General features: G+C 68.0%; 20 protein-coding genes. 15 read left to right on the top strand and 5 right to left on the bottom strand.

The annotated features are described in order from the left end of the window. Positions 1 to 78: 78 nt before the first annotated feature. From tgt to J0F76_RS00715, 3 genes are all read left to right on the top strand, one after another. Entirely contained in the window at positions 79 to 1,209 is a 1,131-nt protein-coding gene (gene tgt / locus J0F76_RS00725) for a tRNA guanosine(34) transglycosylase Tgt (protein WP_207464635.1), read from the top strand. A gap of 109 nt (positions 1,210 to 1,318) precedes the next feature. Further along, positions 1,319 to 2,488, top strand: coding sequence for a ribonuclease D (gene rnd / locus J0F76_RS00720; RefSeq protein WP_207464788.1), 1,170 nt, complete (start codon positions 1,319 to 1,321; stop codon positions 2,486 to 2,488). A 23-nt stretch (positions 2,489 to 2,511) separates the two neighbouring features. Further along, the gene (locus J0F76_RS00715) at positions 2,512 to 3,477 is read left to right on the top strand and encodes a GNAT family N-acetyltransferase (protein WP_207464633.1); all 966 of its coding nucleotides are present in this window, start codon (positions 2,512 to 2,514) and stop codon (positions 3,475 to 3,477) included. Here J0F76_RS00715 and J0F76_RS00710 read toward each other — a convergent pair. Then, the gene (locus J0F76_RS00710) at positions 3,474 to 4,256 is read right to left on the bottom strand and encodes a PAS domain-containing protein (protein WP_207464632.1); all 783 of its coding nucleotides are present in this window, start codon (positions 4,254 to 4,256) and stop codon (positions 3,474 to 3,476) included. The genes J0F76_RS00715 and J0F76_RS00710 overlap by 4 nt on opposite strands. 202 nt (positions 4,257 to 4,458) lie before the next feature. On the opposite strand from J0F76_RS00710, the gene gmk reads away from it, so the two are divergent. From gmk to J0F76_RS00665, 9 genes are all read left to right on the top strand, one after another. After that, entirely contained in the window at positions 4,459 to 5,088 is a 630-nt protein-coding gene (gene gmk / locus J0F76_RS00705; RefSeq protein ID WP_207464630.1) for a guanylate kinase, read from the top strand. 43 nt (positions 5,089 to 5,131) lie between these two features. Beyond that, positions 5,132 to 6,244: a sensor histidine kinase gene (locus J0F76_RS00700; protein ID WP_207464628.1), complete on the top strand. Its 1,113-nt coding sequence runs from the start codon at positions 5,132 to 5,134 to the stop codon at positions 6,242 to 6,244. 69 nt (positions 6,245 to 6,313) lie between these two features. Beyond that, positions 6,314 to 7,069, top strand: coding sequence for a ribose-5-phosphate isomerase RpiA (gene rpiA / locus J0F76_RS00695; protein WP_207464626.1), 756 nt, complete (start codon positions 6,314 to 6,316; stop codon positions 7,067 to 7,069). A gap of 4 nt (positions 7,070 to 7,073) precedes the next feature. Then, positions 7,074 to 8,471 carry a glutathione-disulfide reductase gene (gorA, locus tag J0F76_RS00690; RefSeq protein ID WP_207464624.1) on the top strand — a complete coding sequence of 466 codons (1,398 nt, stop codon included), beginning with the start codon at positions 7,074 to 7,076 and terminating at the stop codon, positions 8,469 to 8,471. Positions 8,472 to 8,576: 105 nt separating this feature from the next. Then, positions 8,577 to 9,776, top strand: coding sequence for an FtsH protease activity modulator HflK (gene hflK, locus J0F76_RS00685; protein WP_207464622.1), 1,200 nt, complete (start codon positions 8,577 to 8,579; stop codon positions 9,774 to 9,776). Continuing rightward, on the top strand, positions 9,776 to 10,948 hold the full coding sequence (gene hflC, locus J0F76_RS00680; RefSeq protein WP_242689894.1) for a protease modulator HflC: 1,173 nt from the start codon (positions 9,776 to 9,778) through the stop codon (positions 10,946 to 10,948). Before hflK ends, hflC begins: the two co-directional genes overlap by 1 nt. A gap of 176 nt (positions 10,949 to 11,124) precedes the next feature. Continuing rightward, a complete protein-coding gene (locus J0F76_RS00675) occupies positions 11,125 to 12,675 on the top strand; it encodes a Do family serine endopeptidase (RefSeq protein ID WP_207464620.1) in 1,551 nt (516 codons plus the stop codon). A 100-nt stretch (positions 12,676 to 12,775) separates the two neighbouring features. Then, the gene (locus J0F76_RS00670; RefSeq protein WP_207464618.1) at positions 12,776 to 13,312 is read left to right on the top strand and encodes a 2'-5' RNA ligase family protein; all 537 of its coding nucleotides are present in this window, start codon (positions 12,776 to 12,778) and stop codon (positions 13,310 to 13,312) included. A 69-nt stretch (positions 13,313 to 13,381) separates the two neighbouring features. Further along, positions 13,382 to 13,705, top strand: a complete 324-nt coding sequence (locus tag J0F76_RS00665; RefSeq protein ID WP_207464616.1) for a 2Fe-2S iron-sulfur cluster-binding protein — start codon at positions 13,382 to 13,384, stop codon at positions 13,703 to 13,705. A gap of 165 nt (positions 13,706 to 13,870) precedes the next feature. On the opposite strand, the gene hisA is transcribed toward J0F76_RS00665, so the two are convergent. Beyond that, on the bottom strand, positions 13,871 to 14,587 hold the full coding sequence (hisA, locus tag J0F76_RS00660; protein WP_207464614.1) for a 1-(5-phosphoribosyl)-5-[(5-phosphoribosylamino)methylideneamino]imidazole-4-carboxamide isomerase: 717 nt from the start codon (positions 14,585 to 14,587) through the stop codon (positions 13,871 to 13,873). A 141-nt stretch (positions 14,588 to 14,728) separates the two neighbouring features. On the opposite strand from hisA, the gene J0F76_RS00655 reads away from it, so the two are divergent. The 3 genes from J0F76_RS00655 (at position 14,729) to J0F76_RS00645 (ending at position 16,966) form a co-directional block, all read left to right on the top strand. Continuing rightward, the gene (locus tag J0F76_RS00655; protein ID WP_207464612.1) at positions 14,729 to 15,112 is read left to right on the top strand and encodes a DUF2147 domain-containing protein; all 384 of its coding nucleotides are present in this window, start codon (positions 14,729 to 14,731) and stop codon (positions 15,110 to 15,112) included. 63 nt (positions 15,113 to 15,175) lie between these two features. Further along, positions 15,176 to 15,994, top strand: coding sequence for an alpha/beta fold hydrolase (locus J0F76_RS00650; RefSeq protein WP_207464610.1), 819 nt, complete (start codon positions 15,176 to 15,178; stop codon positions 15,992 to 15,994). 135 nt (positions 15,995 to 16,129) lie between these two features. Continuing rightward, the gene (locus J0F76_RS00645; RefSeq protein WP_207464608.1) at positions 16,130 to 16,966 is read left to right on the top strand and encodes a M48 family metalloprotease; all 837 of its coding nucleotides are present in this window, start codon (positions 16,130 to 16,132) and stop codon (positions 16,964 to 16,966) included. Between the two features lie 31 nt (positions 16,967 to 16,997). On the opposite strand, the gene J0F76_RS00640 is transcribed toward J0F76_RS00645, so the two are convergent. The 3 genes from J0F76_RS00640 to J0F76_RS00630 all read right to left on the bottom strand — a co-directional run bounded on the left by J0F76_RS00640 (position 16,998) and on the right by J0F76_RS00630 (position 19,388). Beyond that, entirely contained in the window at positions 16,998 to 18,161 is a 1,164-nt protein-coding gene (locus J0F76_RS00640; protein ID WP_207464606.1) for an NAD-dependent epimerase/dehydratase family protein, read from the bottom strand. A gap of 109 nt (positions 18,162 to 18,270) precedes the next feature. Next, positions 18,271 to 18,936: an ABC transporter ATP-binding protein gene (locus J0F76_RS00635; protein ID WP_207464604.1), complete on the bottom strand. Its 666-nt coding sequence runs from the start codon at positions 18,934 to 18,936 to the stop codon at positions 18,271 to 18,273. Continuing rightward, a complete protein-coding gene (locus tag J0F76_RS00630) occupies positions 18,933 to 19,388 on the bottom strand; it encodes a hypothetical protein (protein WP_207464602.1) in 456 nt (151 codons plus the stop codon). Before J0F76_RS00630 ends, J0F76_RS00635 begins: the two co-directional genes overlap by 4 nt. Positions 19,389 to 19,406 lie beyond the last annotated feature (18 nt).

Here is a 19,406-nt window from a genome sequence, read left to right as displayed (position 1 = left end):
CCCCGTCCAGAGACGGGACGGATTGCGAAGCCCTGCCGCATTCGTTAGACACGGCCGGTTCCAGCGACAGGCCCCATGATGAGCGAGCGTTTCCACTTCACCCTCCGCACGACCGACGGCCGCGCCCGGACCGGCACCATCCACACGCCGCGCGGGGAAATCCGCACCCCCGCCTTCATGCCCGTCGGCACCGCCGCCACCGTCAAGGCGATGCTGCCGGAATCGGTGCGCGCCACGGGGGCCGACATCCTGCTGGGCAACACCTATCACCTGATGCTGCGCCCCGGCGCCGAACGGATCGCCCGCCTGGGGGGGCTGCACCGCTTCATGAACTGGGACCGGCCCATCCTGACCGATTCCGGCGGCTTCCAGGTGATGTCGCTGGCCGCGCTGCGCAAGCTGACCGAGGACGGCGTCACCTTCTCGTCCCATATCGACGGGTCCAAGCACACGCTGTCGCCCGAAACCAGCATGGAGATCCAGCGCCTCTTGGGCAGCGACATCGTGATGTGCTTCGACGAATGCCCGGCGCTTCCGGCGACCGAGGAGGCGGTGGCCCAGTCCATGCGCCTGTCGATGCGCTGGGCGCAGCGGTCGCGCGACGCCTTTGGCGACCGTCCCGGCCACGCGCTGTTCGGCATCATGCAGGGCGGCGTCACGCCCGAGTTGCGCGAGGAAAGCGCCGAGGCGTTGAAATCCATCGGCTTCGACGGCTACGCCATCGGCGGGTTGGCAGTGGGCGAGGGGCAGGAGGCGATGTTCGGCGTTCTCGACTATGCGCCCGGCTTCCTGCCGGTGGACAAGCCGCGTTACCTGATGGGCGTGGGCAAGCCCGACGACATCGTGGGGGCCGTGCAGCGCGGCGTCGACATGATGGACTGCGTGCTGCCCTCGCGGTCAGGGCGCACGGGACAGGCCTGGACGCGGCGGGGCCAGGTCAACATCAAGAACGCCCGCCATGCCGACGACCCGCGCCCGCTGGACGAGCATTGCACCTGCCCGGCCTGTACCGGCTACAGCCGCGCCTATCTGCACCACGTCTTCCGGGCGGGCGAGATGATCAGCGGGATGCTTCTGACCTGGCACAACCTGCACTATTTCCAGGAACTGATGGAGGGCCTGCGCGGCGCCATTGCCGAAGGGCGGCTGGACGATCACGTGGCCGATTTCCATGCGGCACGGGCGCAGGGCGACATCCCCCCTCTGTGATCCGTGCGGCCGATTGACCAAAAACGCTTTTCATCGCCTCAACTTGCCCCTATCCGTTGCAGATTGGCGGACGAACCGCCCGGTTTGAAAGACCCTCATGAGCGACGACATCATCACGATCACCCGGACCGAGGAGCTTGCCCGCTTCTGCGAGGCCGCGAAAGCCGCGCCCTATGTCACGATCGACACCGAATTCCTGCGCGAACGGACCTATTGGTCCAAGCTGTGCCTGATCCAGATGGCGCTGCCGCCCGCATCGACCCCCAAGGCTGCAGGGGGCGAGGCCGTGCTGGTGGACCCCTTGGCCGAGGGCCTGTCGCTGGAGCCGCTTTACGACCTGTTCCGCCATCCCGGCACGGTCAAGGTTTTTCACGCCGCACGGCAGGACCTGGAAATCTTCTTCCACGACGCGGGCCTTTTCCCGCAGCCCCTGTTCGACACGCAGGTCGCCGCCATGGTCTGCGGCTTCGGCGAGCAGGTCGGCTATGAAACGCTGGTGCGCAAGATCGCCAAGGCGAACCTGGACAAGTCCTCGCGCTTCACCGACTGGTCGCGCCGCCCCTTGTCGGACGCGCAGGCGGCCTATGCCCTGGCCGACGTGACGCATCTGCGCGTCATCTACGAATTCCTGTCGGCCGAGCTTCGCAAGAACGACCGCGAAAGCTGGCTGGCCGAGGAGATCGCGGTCCTGGAAGACCCCGAAACCTACATCACCCGACCCGAGGAAGCCTGGCTCAAGGTCCGCACGCGCACCAACTCGCCGCGCTTCCTGGCGATCCTGCGCGAACTGGCCCGCTTCCGCGAGGCCTATGCCCAGGAACGCGACATTCCCCGGTCGCGGGTCTTCAAGGACGATGCCATGATCGAGGTCGCCTCGACCAAGCCCGTGACCGAGGCCGACCTGGGCCGGTCGCGCCTGCTGCTGCGCGAGGCCCGCAAGGGAGAGATCGCGAACGGCATCCTGGCCGCCGTCAAGGCGGGGACCGAGGCCAAGGACCTGCCGCAGCCCAAGGGAGAGGAACCCGGCAAGCCGGGCAACGCCGCGCTGTCGGATCTGTTGCGGGTGCTGCTGAAGGCCAAGGCCGACGCGGCGGGGGTGGCGCCGAAGCTGATCGCCTCGTCCGCGGAACTGGACGCCATCGCCTCGGGCGAGCGTGACCTGCCCGCGCTGAAGGGCTGGCGCGCCGAGGTCTTCGGCCAGGACGCCCTGCGCCTGGCGGGCGGAGAGATCGCGCTTTCGGCCAAGGGCGGCGCGGTTCGCGTCGTGCCCGTGGGCTAGCCGCCGTGACCGCGCCGCTGACCTTGACCCGTCCGCGGCCCGAAGATACCGCAGCCATCGTCGATGCTCTGTCCGATTGGCAGCTGACGCGATGGCTGACCGCCGTGCCCTGGCCCTATGGCCCGGCGGATGCGACCGCCTTCATCACCGAGGCGGGCTTGGGCGAATACGCCGTCCGGCAGGGCGACCGGCTGCTGGGCATGGTCCGCGCCTCGTCCAGCTTCGGCATCTGGATGGCGCCCTTCGCGCAGCGGCAGGGGCTTGCGGAACGGGCGTCTGTCATGGCCCTGTCGCGGCGTTTCCTGCAGCGTTCCGCCGATGTCGAGGCCAACTGCCTGCAGGGCAACACCCCATCCGCCGCCCTGCTGTCCCGTCTGGGCTTTCGCCCGCGGGTCGAGGTCATGCTGTGGTCGCAACCGCAGCAGCGTCACCTGCCGGGCCTGTCGCTGGGCCTGACGCGGGCCGATTTCGCCCGGCGCCACGCCATCGCCCTGACGACGCCGCGCCTTGTCATCGAACCGTTCCGCCCTGCTGACCTGCCCGACCTGCACCGGATTGCCACCCTCCCCGAGGTCGCCGCGAAGCTTTTGCTGTTCCACCCGGACATGACGCCCGAGGACATGGCCCCGTTGTTCCAGTCCGACGGCCTGCTTCCGCCCATGCGGCTGACCGTGCGCCACCAGGGGCAAGTGGCGGGCTCGATCGGGATGAGCGCGGGCGATCCGCCGCGCGTGTTCTATTTCCTCGATCCCGCGCTGGCGGGGCAGGGATTGGGCGAGGAAATGGGCCGCGCCTTCCTGGCCGAGATCGTCGCCCGCTTTGATCCGCCCGAGCTGCTGGCCGACGTGTTCCTGGACAACCAGCCCTCGCGGCGCCTGCTGAAGAACCTAGGCTTCCAGCGCGAGGAGGACCGGATGCTGTCCTCGCTTGCCCGCAGCCAGCCGGCGCCCGCTGCCATCTATCGCTGGCGCAGGCGCGTGCGGGCCTAGGGTGTCTTGGTGGTGCCCGTCGGCAGCGTTGCCTGCGGCAAGGTGATGACCCTGAAGCCGGCGCGGCGCGCTTCGGCGCTGGCGTCGCGCTTTTCCGGCCGGTCCATTGAGGCGATTGGCCGGATCGGCGTTCCCTGGCGCCCCCCCGAAAGGCGGTCCTGGTCGAAGGCCGAGGGCGATGGCGCCAGCGTCTTGCCGCCTTCCAGGATCGGCATCACCTCGTCGCCGATCAGGTCGAAGCGGCGCGGCGCGACGCCGATCTGGCCTTCCGCGATGATGCAGCCGAGGGCGCGGGTCACGTCCCCCAGATCCGAGGTCAGCGGCAGCAGCAGCATCCGCGCCGACAGTTCGGGGCGGGCATATTCGGCCTTGGCGTGCAGCGTCATCTGCGCCAGTTGCGGGGCGCGGAACACCGATTCAAGCACGTCGGACAGCCGTCCGCGCGAACTGCCGTTGGCCAGCGAACAGAAGGCCATGCCGCGCACCTCCATGCCCATCAGGTCGATCAGGTGCTGTCCGGCCAGGCGGAAGCGCGCGGCACCGGGCGCGATACGTTCCAGGATGAACGCGTAATCCAGCGCCCGGCGGATGCCCTGGGGCTGGATATCGGACCTTGCGGGAACCGCGCGGCCCCGCCGAAGACTGTCCCAGTATGCGCGCAGGTCGTTCAGGATTCGCGCAGGCTGCGTCGGGTTGAAGTCCGCCAGATGCAAGATCTGGCCTGTCCGATCCACCAGCGGCAGATGCGAACGCGCGTCGTCGTCCTGACATTCCGACAATGCCTTACCCTCGTTACCGAATACGCATCCCGATACGCGGATGCATTGTTACTACAACGCCATGATAAACAATATCCGGGGCGCTGCCGAGTCGTTTTGCTAACGAATGGTTAACTCTGTCGCACAAACCTGTCTCCGGCGGCCCTTGACCGTCCGGCGGTGCTGGTCCATCCCGCCGTCACGCCAAAAAGGAAGGACGCCCATGGACCGCACCGGCCTGTTGATCATCCTGTCATCGCCTTCGGGCGCGGGGAAATCCACGCTGGCCCGGCGCCTGATGGACTGGGACCCCTCGCTGCGCTTTTCGGTCTCTGCCACGACGCGCGCGCCCCGTCCGGGCGAGGTCGAGGGGCAGCACTACTACTTCACCACCCCCGGCGCCTTCCGGCAAATGGTCGAACAGGGCCAGATGCTGGAATATGCCGAGGTTTTCGGAAACCTTTACGGCAGCCCCCGCGCCCCGGTCGAGGCCGCGATGCGCGACGGCCGGGACACGCTGTTCGACGTGGACTGGCAGGGCGGCCAGCAGATCCGGGCCTCGGCCCTGGGCGGGCATGTCGTGTCGATCTTCGTGCTGCCGCCGTCGCTGCCGGAACTGGAACGGCGGCTGCGCGGGCGCGGGCAGGACAGCGACGCCGTCATCGCCTCTCGGATGGAGAAGAGCCGCGCCGAGATCAGCCATTGGGCGGAATACGACTATGTCCTGGTCAACGACGACCTGGACGAGACCGAGGGCCGGCTGCGCGCCATCCTGACGGCCGAACGCCTGCGCCGCGACCGTCAGGCCGGACTGGGGCGCTTTGTCAGAAACCTGATGGAGGAGGACGCATGATCCGGCGCCGCGACCATTCCGCGGCCGGATCGGGGCGGCATCCATGAGCCAAGACGCGCAGCGCCGGGCATCCGATCTGCTGGAGGGCGTTCCCGTCCCGATGCTGGCCGTCGACGGCAAGGCGCGCACCATCGGCGCCAACCGCGCGGCGGTCGCGCTGTTCGGCGGGGGCGACCTGCTGAACCGTCCCTTCGTGACGATCCTGCGCCACCCGGCCGTCGTGGCGGCGGTCGATTGGGTGCTGGAACCCGACCGCCACCCGGCGCCCACGCCCGACCCGTCGCTGCCCGTGCCCACCGACGGCGTGGCGATCCTGAATGCCGTGATCGTGGCCGACGGGCGCGACATCGCGGCAGAGATCACCGTGGCGCGGCTTCCCTCGCCGCTGGGGCGGGGGGCCACCATCGCCGTTCTGGACCGCTCGGAAACCGAGGAAGCCGAACAGATGCGCCGGGACTTCGTGGCCAATGTCAGCCACGAGCTGAAGACGCCCCTGACCGCGATGATCGGCTTCATCGAGACGCTACGCGGCCCCGCCCGCGACGATGCCAAGGCCCGCGACCGTTTCCTGGACATCATGGAGCGCGAGGCGGCGCGCATGAACCGCCTGGTCAGCGACCTTTTGTCCCTCAGCCGCGTCCAGGCCGAGGAGCGGCGCCGTCCGTCGGCGCAGGTGGACCTGCCGCTGCTGCTGCGGGGCGTGCTGGCCACGATGGACAACGCGGCAAGGGCGGCGGGCATCACCGTCGAGACGGACGGGCTGGCAGGCAGCCAGCGGGTGCCGGGCGATCCCGACCAGCTTGTGCAGGTGTTCCAGAACCTGATCGAGAACGCGCTGAAATACGGCGCGTCGGGCGGCTATCTGGGCGTTTCCCTGCGCCGCATCGACCACGAGCCGCTTTTGCGCGGCCCGGCATGGGCGGTCGAGATCCGCGACCGGGGCGAGGGGATCGAGGGGATGCACCTGCCGCGCCTGACCGAGCGTTTCTACCGCGTCGATACGCACCGGTCGCGGGCGCAGGGCGGCACGGGGCTTGGCCTTGCCATCGTCAAGCACATCGTCAACCGCCACCGGGGCCGGCTGCGCATCGACAGCACCCGCGGGAAGGGCAGCACCTTCACGGTGATCCTGCCGGAAAGCGCCAGCCGCGGATAGGCTTTGCCGGTGGCGGGCGGCAGGACCCTGGCCTATAACCATTGCGACAATCATGGATGGAGGCCGCCCATGGCGCAGAGTTCCGAACCCGATCCCGCCAAGCTGGCGGCCGCCCGCGCGGCGGTGGCCCTTGTGCAGGACGGCATGAAGCTGGGCCTTGGCACCGGATCGACCGCCAGCATCATGGTCCGCGAACTGGCCGCCCGCGTCAGGGCTGAGGGGCTGTCGCTGCGCTGCGCGGCCACGTCGAAGGCCACCTGCGAACTGGCCGAAAGCCTGGGGCTGCGCATCGAAAGCCTGGACGGGATCGGCTGGCTGGACATGACCATCGACGGCGCGGACGAGGTCGATCCCGACCTGCACCTGATCAAGGGCGGCGGCGGCGCCCACCTGCGCGAGAAGATCGTGGCGGCGGCCAGCAAGCGGATGGTCGTGATCGCCGATCCCGCCAAGGTGGTCGAGCAGCTTGGCGCCTTTCCCCTGCCGGTCGAGGTGCTGCAGTTCGGCTTCGAGACGACGCGCACGCTGATCCGCCGCGCGCTGGAGGAACTGGACCTTGGCGACCGCGACGTCCTGCTGCGCCTGAAGGGCAGCGAGCCCTGGGTGACGGACGAGGGGAACTGGATCCTGGACCTGCACCTGCAATGCATCCCCGATCCGGTGGCGCTGGCGCGTGCCCTGGCCGCCATTCCGGGGGTGGTGGAACACGGGCTGTTCCTGGGCATGTGCAGCCTTGCGATCATCGGCAAGCCCGATGGCACGGTTGTCCGCCTTGACCGCAATGCCGATATAGACGCCGACATGCTGGCCGGCGAAGGAGACTGAGACTGTGACTTTCGACTATGACCTGTTCGTGATCGGCGGCGGCTCGGGCGGCGTCAGGGCGGCGCGGATCGCGGCGGGCGAACATGGCGCACGCGTGGCCCTGGCCGAGGAAAGCCGCATGGGCGGCACCTGCGTTATCCGCGGCTGCGTGCCCAAGAAGCTGATGATCTTCGCCAGCCAGGCCGGGCTGATGGCCGAGGAGATGCGCGGCTATGGCTGGGAAGGGGCGCAGGCGGGCCGCTTCGACTGGGAGGTGTTCCGCGAAAAGCTGCACGCCGAGCTGACCCGGCTCGAGGTGATCTATACCGCGAACCTTGAGAAATCCGGGGTCGAGATCTTTCACCAGCGCGCCACGGTTGTCGATCACCACACGGTCGCCCTGGCCGACGGCACGCGAAAAACGGCCAAGCACATCCTGATCGCGGTCGGCGGACGCCCCGCCCTGCCCGGCATCCCGGGCGAGGAACTGGGCCTGATCTCGGACGACCTGTTCCTTCTGGACCGCCTGCCGCGCCGCGTCCTGCTGGTCGGCGGCGGCTACATCGCCTGCGAGTTCGCGACCATCCTGGCGGGCCTTGGCTGCGAGACGGTGCAGGTCTATCGCGGCGATGCGGTGCTGCGCGGCTTCGACCGGCAGGCCCGCGACATGGCAACGCTGCAACTTTCCGACATCGGCATCGACCTGCGCCTCAACGTCAACCCGACCGCGCTTCAGCGGAACGGCGACCGCATCGACGTCAGCTTCAGCGACGACAGCCGCGAACAGTTTGACGCGGTGATCTGGGCCACCGGGCGCGCGCCCTATACCGGCGCGCTGGGGCTTGAGAACACCGGCGTCCACCTGCGTCCGAACGGCGCGATCGCCGTTGACGAGTGGTCGCAGACGGCGGTGCCCTCGATCTTCGCGGTGGGCGACGTGACCGATCGCGTGAACCTGACCCCCGTGGCCATCCGCGAGGGCCATGCCTTCGCCGACACGATCTTCGGCGGTCGCGCGCGCACCGTCAGCCACCACAACATCGCCAGCGCCGTCTATCTGCGCCCGCACGAGGTCGCGCAGATCGGCCTGACCGAGGAACAGGCCTGCGCGCGCGGCGACGTCGATGTCTATGCGACGGTGTTCCGCCCGATGCGGTCCATGTTCGCGGGCAGCAACGCCAAGGTGATGATGAAGCTGCTGGTCGATCCCCAGACCGACGTGGTTCTGGGCTGCCACATCTTCGGCCCCGACGCGGGCGAGATGATCCAGCTGGCGGCGATCCCCATCACGATGGGCGCGACCAAGGCCGACTTCGACGCGACCATGGCGGTCCACCCGACCGCCGCCGAGGAGCTGGTGACGATGCGCCAGCCCACGCGCCGCCACCGGCTGGAGGTTTCTGCACAGGCTGCAACCGCCTGACAATTGCGACAGAAAAGCGCGGGCAGGGGACCGTCGGGTTGACTTTTCCCCCCGCTGCACCAGTTTTCAAGCAACGGAATTCCGAAGAAGAAAGAAGGACCACGGATGGCAAGTCAGGGCCCTTGGGGCGGCGGAAGCGGCGGAGGAGATGACGAGGATCGCGGCAAGCAGCCCTCGAACCGCCCCTGGGGACAGCAGCAACCACCAAAAGGCCCGCAGCGCCCGGGTGGTCCGCAGCAGATGCCCGAGATCGAAGAACTGATGAAGAAGGGCCAGGAACGGCTGCGCGTGCTGATGGGCGGGCGCGGCGGCGGCGGCAACGGCCCGACCGGCGGCGGGCCGCGCCGCCCCTCGGGACCGGGGCTGCAGATGAACCGCACCACGCTGACCATCGGCGGGCTGGTCCTGCTGGCCTTGTGGGCCTTTGCCAGCTTCTACCGCGTCCAGACCAACGAAAAGAGCGTCGAGTTCCTGTTCGGCCGCGCCGTGGCCGTGGGGTCCGAGGGCCTGAACTTCGCCCCCTGGCCCATCGTCACCGCCGAGGTCATCCCCGTCACCAACGAACGCGTGACCGAGATCGGCACCGGGCGCGAGGGCGAGATGGACAACGGCCTGATGCTGACCCGCGACCAGAACATCGTGGACATGGAATACCAGGTCGTCTGGAACATCTCGGACCCCGAGAAATACCTGTTCAACCTGGCCGATCCCGCCGACACGATGCGGGCCGTGGCGGAATCCTCGATGCGCGACATCATCGCCCGGACCGAGCTTGCGCCGATCCTGAACCGCGACCGGGGGACCATCGCCAACGACCTGCAGGAATCCGTGCAGCAGACGCTGGATGCCTATCAGTCGGGCATCAACGTGGTCCGCGTCAACCTGGACCGCGCTGACCCGCCGGTCGAGGTGATCGACGCCTTCCGCGAGGTGCAGGCCGCCCAGCAGGAACGCGACCGCCTGGAAAAGGAAGCCGACGCCTATGCCAACCGCGTCCTGGCGCAGGCCCGCGGCGACGCGGCCGCGGCCCTGGAACAGGCCGAGGCCTATCGCGCCGAGGCGGTCAACACCGCCCAGGGCGAGGCCGCGCGCTTCAACTCGATCTACGAGGAATACGTGAAGGCGCCCGAAGTCACCCGCCGCCGGATGTATCTGGAAACCATGGAAGGCGTTCTGGGCAGCGTCGACAAGATCATCATCGGCGAGGGCCTGGACGGTCAGGGCTCTGGCGTCGTGCCCTATCTGCCGCTTGACCAGCTGCGCCGCGACGGCGGCACCAACACGAACACCGGAGGGAGCAACTGATGGCCGCGCGGAGAGTGAATCTGGGAACGCTGGCCATTCCGTTCCTGATCGTCGTGGCGGTGCTGGTGGCCACGTCGCTGTTCATCGTCGACGAACGCGAAAAGGCGCTGGTCCTGCGCCTGGGCCGCGTGGTCGACGTCAAGGAGGAACCGGGCCTGGGCTTCAAGGTCCCGTTCCTGGACAACGTGGAAAAGTACGACGGCCGCATCCTGGGCCTGCCGACCGTCCCGCTGGAGGTCACGCCGCTGGACGACCGGCGCCTGATCGTGGACGCCTTCGCCCGCTGGCGCATCACCGATGTGGTCCGCTTCCGCCAAGCGGTGGGCGCGGGCGGCATCCAGGGCGCGCAGGGCCGTCTGGAACCGATCGTCCGCAACGCCATCCGCGAGGTGCTGGGCACCGTGCCCTCGACCAGCGTGCTTTCGGATGACCGCACGGCGCTGATGAACCAGATCCGCGACGAGGCGCGCGGCAATTCCGAAGGGCTGGGGGTCGAGATCATCGACGTGCGCCTGACCCGCACCGACCTGCCCGAGCAGAACCTGAACGCCACCTATGCCCGGATGCGCGCCGAGCGTCAGCGCGAGGCCGCCGACGAGATCGCGCGGGGCGGCGAGGCTGCGCAGCGCGTCCGTGCCGCCGCCGACCGCACGGTGACGGAACTGACGTCCGAGGCGCAGAAGCGCGCCGAGATCGTGCGCGGCGAGGCCGATGCGCAGCGCAACGCCATCTATGCCGACGCCTTCGGCCGCGACCCCGAGTTCTTCGCCTTCACGCGGTCGATGACCTCCTATGAACGCGCGCTCAAGGGCGAGAACAGCTCTCTGGTGCTGCAGCCGGATGGAGAGTTCTTCAGCTATCTGCGCGACGACGGTGCGGATCGCGCGAATCCCGCGCCGACCCCGGTTCCGGCGGGCAACTCGGCCGAGAACGCGGCGGTCCAGCCGCCCGCCACCGACGAGCAACTGGTGACGCCCACCGTCACCGACCGCGAGGGCAACCGGCTGGGCGAAAGCGCGGGCGTCACGCTGACGCCCATGCCGGAAAGCCTGACCACCCCGCCGCAGGAAGCACCCGCCGTGGCCGTCCCGCCCGCGACGGGCGAGGCGGCGCCGGCAGCGGACGCGGAAACCGCGGGCGGCACGCCCGAGCCGGCACCCGCGCAAAACTGACACGAAAACGGAAGGGCGGATGGCAAACCATCCGCCCTTTCTGCAACAAAGGTCACGATCAGTTCACCACCCGAGAGCGTGGTTTATTTGCCACGGCGCACTATTTCTTCTTCATATCCAGCCGGTCCCCGGCCCATGTCAGGACCGGAGCATATGCGAAAGATGAGGACATCCGCATGAAGACGCTTTCTCCTCGGCACCTCCTGACCGCCTCGGCGCTGGCCGTGACCGTCGGCCTTGGCTTCGCGGCCGCCCAGGACACGCAGCCCGAAATCTCGCCCGAGGCCAGCCAGCAGGCGCAAGAGGCGGCGAACAACAACGAGCCGCTGTCGGCCCCCGCGACGGCCTCGTCGCAGGTCATGCCCGACAGCTTCGCCGATCTGGTCCAGCAGGTGGCGCCCGCCGTCGTGAACATCACCACCAGCGCCGTGGTCGCCCAGCCGACCGGCGGCGAGGGCGGGCCGATGTTCCCCGAGGGCAGCCCGTTTTCCGACCTGTTCCGCGACTTCGGCTTTCCCGGCGTTCCCGGCCAGCCGGGCCAGGGCGGCCCGCGGATGCCGCAGCGATCGAACGCGCTGGGTTCGGGCTTCGTCATCTCGGCCGATGGCTTCATCGTCACGAACAACCACGTGATCGAGGGCGCGGACGAGATCGAGATCGAGTTCTATTCGGGCGAGACGCTGCCCGCGAAGGTCGTGGGCACCGACCCGAACACCGATGTCGCGCTGCTGAAGGTCGAAAGCGACGACGCGCTGCCCTTCGTGAAGTTCGGCAATTCGGACGATGCGCGCGTGGGCGACTGGGTGCTGGCGCTTGGCAACCCGCTGGGGCAGGGCTTCTCGGCCAGTTCCGGGATCGTCTCGGCGCGGAACCGGGAATTGTCCGGCACTTATGACGACTACCTGCAGACCGACGCGGCGATCAACCGCGGCAACTCGGGCGGGCCGCTGTTCAACCTCAAGGGCGAGGTCGTGGGCGTCAACACCGCGATCCTGTCGCCGAACGGCGGCTCGATCGGCATCGGCTTTTCCATGGCGTCGAACGTCGTGTCCACCGTCGTCGAGCAGTTGCGCGAGTTCGGGGAAACCCGGCGCGGCTGGCTTGGCGTCAAGATCCAGGACGTGACCCCCGACATGGCCGAGGCCCTTGGCCTTGCGGCCGAGTCGGGCGCGATGGTGACGGACGTGCCCGAGGGTCCCGCGAAAGAGGCCGGGATGCGCGCGGGCGACGTGATCACCAGCTTTGCCGGCGCGGATGTCGAGGACACCCGCAGCCTTGTCCGCCGCGTGGCGGAAGCCCCCGCCGGAGAGCCGGTGGATGTGATCGTGCAGCGCCAGGAAGGGCCGGTGACGCTGAGCGTGACCCTGGGCCGCCGCGAAACCGCCGAGGGCACGGGTGCGCCTGCCACGGAAGACAGCGCCACGCCGCAGCAGGTCCTGGGCATGTCCCTGCGCGTCCTGACGCCGCAGATGGCGCAGGAGATGGGCCTGCCGGGCGATGCCGCGGGCCTTCTGGTCGAAGAGGTCGATCCCGCCAGTGAAGCCGCCGAAAAGGGCCTTGCCCCCGGCGACATCATCACCGAGGCGGGCCAGCAGCCCGTCGCCTCGATCCGCGACCTGAACGAGCGCATCGACGAGGTGCGCGAGGCTGGCCGCAAGTCGCTGCTGGTGCTGGTGCGCCGCGACGGCGAGCCGCGCTTCGTGGCCCTGCCGGTCGGCGAATCCTGAGGGCACGGACAGTCCGGCAAGTCCGCCGGGCATGAGGAACAGGGGCGGTTCGCAGGGGCGGGCCGCCTTTTTCGATCCAGGCGGATGAAGGCATTCCGGCATGACCGACGACGCACCGCTGATCCTGACCCTCCGGATGGACGATGCCAGCTTTGCCCTCTTCCAGGCCATGCGGCAGCGGCACTTTCCAGCGGCGCGCAACCACATTCCCGCGCATCTCACGCTGTTTCATCACCTGCCGGGTGCCCGCATCGGCTGGATCACGCAAGAACTGAGCCGCGTTGCTGAAGCCACGGCGTCCCTCATGGGGCGCGTGGCGGGCCTGCGGTTCCTGGGCCGGGGCGTGGCCTATGACCTCGATTGCCCCGGGATCGAGCGGTTGCGGGCGGTGCTTTCCGGCATCTTCGCCGATGTCCTGACCGCGCAGGATCGCCAGCGGATCAGGCCGCATGTGACGATCCAGAACAAGGTCGCGCCCGCCGAGGCCCGCAGGCTGTTCGACGACCTTTCCGCCCGGTTCCAGCCCCTTGCCTTCGAGGCGACCGGGTTCCTGCTGTGGCGCTATCGCGGCGGCCCCTGGGATGCGGCGGGTTGGTTTCCCTTCGGCGGCAGCGCAGGCGGCATGGGCTTGGCCTGATGGCCTGGGCCCCTTTTCTTCGCGGGTCCGATGGCCTATCTGCCCCTTGCGCAGCAAAGGAAACGAGCCATGGCGAAGATCACCTACATCGAGCATAACGGAACCCGCCACGAGGTGGACGTGAAGCCCGGCATGACGGTGATGGAAGGCGCGCGGGACAATGGCATCCCGGGCATCGACGCCGATTGCGGCGGCGCCTGCGCCTGTTCGACCTGCCATGTCTATGTCGACCCGGCCTGGGTGGACCAGCTTCCGCCGAAGGACCCGATGGAGGAGGACATGCTGGACTTCGCCTATCAGCCCGATCCCGAACGCTCTCGCCTGACCTGCCAGATCAAGGTGACCGAGGCCCTGGACGGCCTGGTCGTGCAACTGCCCGAACGCCAGATCTGAGCAGCGGATCGTCCAAGCGCTGCCGCGGCAAGTTCGCGGCGGCCCGGCTCATGCGCCAAGCGGCCGCCTGATGGTCGTGCCGTGCCTTGGTCCGGCGCCAAGTGTCGGTTTGTCCACCCAGGCCGCCGGCTCCAACGGCTTGGCCATCGGCCGCGCGAACGCTGCCTACTTCAGCAGCGCCAGCGCCTCGGCCAGATCGATCGCGCCGTCATAAAGCGCCCGGCCCGAAATCGCGCCGGCGATCACGCCCGTCTGGGCCAGCGCCCGCAGGTCGTCCAGCGACGACACGCCGCCCGATGCGATGACCGGGATGGACACCGCGCGGGCCAGGGCCTCGGTCGCGGCGATGTTGGGGCCCTGCATGGCGCCGTCGCGGTCGATGTCGGTGTAGATGATCGCGGCGACCCCGGCGTCCTGGAACTGGCGGGCAAGGTCGGTCGCCATCACGGCGGTTTCGGTCGCCCAGCCACGGGTGGCGACGCGACCGGCGCGTGCGTCGATGCCCACGGCGATCCGGCCGGGGAAGGCTGCCGCCGCCTCGTGGACAAGGTCGGGGTTCTCGACCGCCACGGTTCCCAGAATCACGCGCGACAGGCCCTTTGCCAGCCAGGCCTCGATGGTGGCCATGTCGCGGATGCCGCCGCCGAGCTGGGCGGGGATGTCGATGGCCGCCAGGATCGCCTCGACCGCGGCGGCGTTGACGGGATGGCCTGCAAAGGCGCCGTTCAGGTCCACCAGGTGCAGCCATTCGGCCCCCGCGTCCTGGAAGGCGCGGGCCTGGGCGGCAGGGTCGGTGCCGAAGACGGTCGCGGCCTCCATCTCTCCACGCAGCAGGCGGACGCAGTTGCCGTCCTTCAGGTCGATAGCGGGATAAAGGATCATGGCGGTCTCCGATAGGTCGCGGGTCGCGCACCCTTTGCCACGCGGGCGGGCGGAACGGAAGGGCGGGCCGCGACCTGACGTCATGCTTGCCAGCGCCGGGACCGCCCGCGCAGCATCAGGCCATCTTGAGGAGGGGAACCCATGCGCCACATCATCATTGCCGCCATCCTTGCGGTGACGGGCACCGCCGCTGCCGCCGACCCGATCGAGGGCGTCTGGCAGACCCAGCCGGACGAGGGCGCTTTCGCTCATGTCACGATCAGCCCCTGCGGCGGGGCCTTCTGCGGCACCATCAGCCGCACCTTCCAGGGTTCGTCCGAGTTCCGGTCCCCGAATCTGGGGCGCCAGATCGTCATCGACATGGCTCCGCAGGGGGGCAGCAATTATGCGGGCAAGGTCTGGCGCCCGGCGAACGACAAGATCTACAACGGCAAGGCCAGCGTGGAGGGCGACCGGATGAGCCTGTCAGGCTGCGTCGCGGGCGGCCTGATCTGCAAGAGCCAGACCTGGGCGCGCGTGCAGTAGCCCGGCAACCCGGCCGGTCGGACCCGCGTTCCCCGGCATATCCATTTGCCAGGGGAACGCGACATGCCGACGATCACGACCGATGATGGAACGAAGCTTCATGTCAAGGACTGGGGGCGGGGCCGTCCCGTGGTTCTGATCCATGGCTGGCCGCTGAACGCGGACAGTTGGGAATACCAGGCCGTCAGGCTGGCCGAGGCCGGTTTCCGCGTCATCAGCTATGACCGACGCGGCTTTGGCCGCTCGGACCAGCCGTGGAGCGGCTATGACTACGACACCCTGGCCGACGATCTGGCCGCGGTGATGAAAGGCCTGGACCTTCGGGACGCCACGCTGGTCGGCTTCTCGATGGGCGGGGGAGAGGTGGCGCGCTATATGTCGCGCCACGGCAATGGCGTGTCGCAGGCGGTCTTCGTGTCCTCGGTCGTGCCGGGGATGCCGAAGGGGGACAGCAACCCCAAGGGCGTCGCGGCCGAGGTGCCGGAACAGATACGGGCAGGGTTGCGCAAGGACCGCCCCGCCTTCCTGACCGACTTTCTGAAGGACTTCTACGGCCAGGGCATCCTGGGCGGCGTCAGCCAGCCCATGCTGGACTGGACGCTGGGCATGGCGATGATGGCCAGCCCCCGGGCGACGCTGGAATGCGTGACGGCCTTCGGCACCACCGACTTCACCGGCGATGTCCCGAACATCAACGTCCCCGCCCTGATCATCCACGGCACCGGCGACAAGACGGTGCCCGCCGCCGCGACCGCGCAGCGCCTTGCCCCCATGCTGCCGGATGCGAGGCTGGTCGAATACAGCGGCGCGCCGCATGGCCTGACGGCCACCCACGCGGACCGGCTGACCGAGGATCTGCTGGAGTTCCTGAAGCAGGCGTGAGGACGGGTCGGGGTCCGGCGCCAGGCAGCCCTTCGCGCCGCATTCGAGACAAATGCGACGTTGTTGGCGTTTTACCTCGGCCAGCGTCAAGCCGTATCGTCAGGGCATTCGACCAATCTGGGGACTGTCTTGACGATGACTTTGGTTCAGTTTTTCCGCAACACCGGCGCGATCGCGATTGCGGCCTTGGCGGCTGCTTGCGGCACGACCTATGACCTGCCGGGCGTGGATGACCGGGTGGACGCCCGCGCCACCGCGATGTTCGCCGAGGCGAGGGCCGCCGCACCCCGAAGTCCCGCCGACCCGGCTGTCGCCCAGGCGCGGTTCCGGCGCGTCGCCTCGCGCTTGCAGCCGGTGGCCGAAACCCTGTGCAAGGCCGAACTGGCCCAAAAGGGTGCCGACTGCCGCGTCAAGCTGGAACTGGATCGGCAGATGGCCGAACGGAACGCCTATTTCACCTATGCCGGGCCGGGCAACAGCGACCCGGTCATCCGCTTCACCGTGACGATGCTTCAGGATGTCGAAAGCGATGACGAGGTAGCCTTCATCCTGGGCCATGAATACGGTCACCTGATCGGCCAGCATATCGTCAAGCAGCAGCAGCAGGCCGTCGCAGGGGCGCTGATCCTGGGCGCATTGACGGCCTATGGCAACGCGCAGGCAGCCTCGGCGGGGCAGGGCTATGACCCCCATGCGGTCAGCCGCAACATGGAGATCGGCGCCGCCGTCGGCACCAGGGCGTATTCGCAGACCTACGAACTGGAAAGCGACATGCTGGGCACCCGCATCGCCGCCGCCGCCGGCTATGATCCGGTCAAGGGGGCGAAGTTCTTCGCGCGGGCCGAGGCGGCGCGGTCTCAAGGCGGCCAGCTGTCCTTCTGGGGAACGCATCCCGCGGATTCCCGGCGCCTGGCCGTTGTCTTGGCGACCGTGGATCAGATGAAGGCCGGCGCCCCTTCCGGCGTCGAGTGACCGATCGCCGTCCTTGCGCCGGGCCGCTGCGTCACGCAGTCCGCCATTGCGACACGCAGGGGATCTTTTCCCGGTCGCAGCGGTCGGCGTATTTGCGGGCGATCTCCTGGACCTCGGCCAGCAGGCCATCGGCCAGCTTGATCGGTTCAAGGCCCAGGCCCAGGAAGCGGTCGTTGGCAACGTGCAGGTCGTTCTCGTCCGCCTCGTTGCGGGGGTTCTTCAGGAACGCGACCTCGACCCCGGTCTGGTCGGCGATCATCTGCGCCAGGTCCCGGACGCGGTGGGTTTCCGTCATCTGGTTCAGGATGCTGACCCGGTCGCCCTTCGCGGGCGGGTTCATCAGTGCCAGCTCGATGCAGCGGCAGGTGTCCTGGATGTGGATGAAGGCGCGGGTCTGCCCGCCCGTGCCGTGCACCGTCAGCGGATAGCCGATCGCCGCCTGCATCAGGAAGCGGTTCAGCACCGTGCCGTAGTCGCCGTCGTAATCGAAGCGGTTGATCAGCCGGTCGTCAAGGCGCGTTTCCTCGGTCTGGGTGCCCCAGACGATGCCCTGGTGCAGGTCGGTGATCCGCACCCGATCGTTCTTGTTGTAGTAGAAGAAGAACAGCTGATCCTGGGTCTTGGTCATGTGGTAGATCGAGCCGGGATTGGCCGGATACAGGATTTCCTGCGTGTGGGGGCCGTTCTCGGTTTCCACCACCACGTTCAGGTAGCCCTCGGGGATCTTCATGCCCGCGGTGCCGTAGCCATAGACGCCCATCGTGCCCAGGTGGACCAGATGGATGTCTTGGCCCGACTCGACGATGGCGGCCAGAACGTCGTTGGTGGCGTTCAGGTTGTTGCTGACGGTATAGCGCTTGTGCCAGCTGGATTTCATTGAATAGGGCGCGGCGCGCTGTTCGGCGAAATGGATCACCGCATCGGGCTTTTCGTCGCGCAGCAGGGTCAGCAGGCGGTGGTAATGTTCGCCCACCGTGAAATTCTCGACCCGGATCGTGTGGTTGGTCAGCTCGTGCCAGGCCCGCACGCGTTCGCCCAGCGGGCGGATCGGGGTCAGGCTGCTGACCTCCAGTTCCACGTCGATCTTGCGACGGGACAGGTTGTCCACGATGATGACATCATGGCCGCGCGCCGACAGGTGCAGCGCGGTCGGCCAACCGCAGAAACCGTCTCCGCCCAGAACGATGATTTTCATAAACCTGCCTTCAATAGCTGCGCGTCCTGCCGCCTTTTAGAGCGGCAACCGGACGGATGCCATAGTCGCCATGATGCTGACACACAGCCGTTTCAATCCCGCGCCGGGATCAGGCGGCGGATTGCCGCATATTGGCGGTATGCGCCTGAATGGCGTCTTCCAGATCGTGGTAGTAGCTGAGCTGTCCGTTCTCCAGCACCGCGCCCGCTTGGCAGATTTCGCGCAGGCCTGCCATCGAATGGGACACGACAACCGCGCCGGCGGCCTTCATGCGCGCGTTGAAGACGTGATTCGACTTGGCGCGGAAGGCCGCATCGCCCACGGCGGAAACCTCGTCCACGAGGTAGGTGTCGAAGGGCACGGCCATCGACACGCCAAAGGCCAGCCGCGCCCTCATGCCCGACGAATAGGTGCGGAAGGGCAGGTAGAAATGCTGTCCGAGTTCCGCGAAATCCTCGACGAAGTCGCGCATCTCGTCGCTGTCGATGCCGTAGACGCGGGCGACGAAGCGGCAGTTCTGCTCGCCTGTCAGTTCGCCGTTGAACGACCCCGCGAAGCCCACCGGCCAGCTGATCGTGCCCGAGGACAGGATGCGTCCCGACGTGGGCAGCATCGCGCCCGAGATCATGCGCAGAAGGGACGACTTGCCCGCGCCGTTGCGGCCCAGAAGGGCCACGGACACGCCGGTCGGGAAAGTCGCGTTCATGTTGTTCGCGACAACTTTCCGGCGGCCGTTCAGCTTGTAGACCTTGGTCAGGTTCTCCAGGCGGATCATCGCCGGTCGCTCAGGCTGTAGAAGGTGAGGATGCCGACAATCCAGATCAGCAGAAGGAACCCGCCCATCATAGGCAGAAGCTTCATCCGTTTTGGGAATTCCGAGTCCTGCGCCAGCGTCGGCTTCACATAGGCGGCAAGATAGCGGGTCTGCCGCGCGGCTTCGGCGCGGGCGACGTCATAGGCCGCCAGGGCCGCGACATAGGTCTGCTGGGCGAATTCGCGGTCCACCATCAGGCTTTCGTACTGGCCCACGACCTCGGACAGGGCCTCGCCCGTCGCCGTCTCGGACCCGAACTTCTGCCGCTCGGACGCGATCTGTTCGCGAATGACGTCGATTCGCAGCTGCGTCTGCTCGATCCGGGGGTCGTTTGCCTGCGCGTTGGCCTGAAGCAGGCCAAGCGAGACCAGTTGTTCGGCCAGTTGCGCCTGCAAGGTGCTGACGACGCCCACCTAGCCTTCCACATCGGC

It is taken from the genome of Paracoccus fontiphilus (assembly GCF_017356265.1).
In the GTDB taxonomy this organism is placed as follows: Bacteria; Pseudomonadota; Alphaproteobacteria; order Rhodobacterales; family Rhodobacteraceae; genus Paracoccus; species Paracoccus fontiphilus.
Note: the sequence above shows the minus strand (reverse complement) of the source record. Positions and strands in the feature narration are given on the sequence as shown.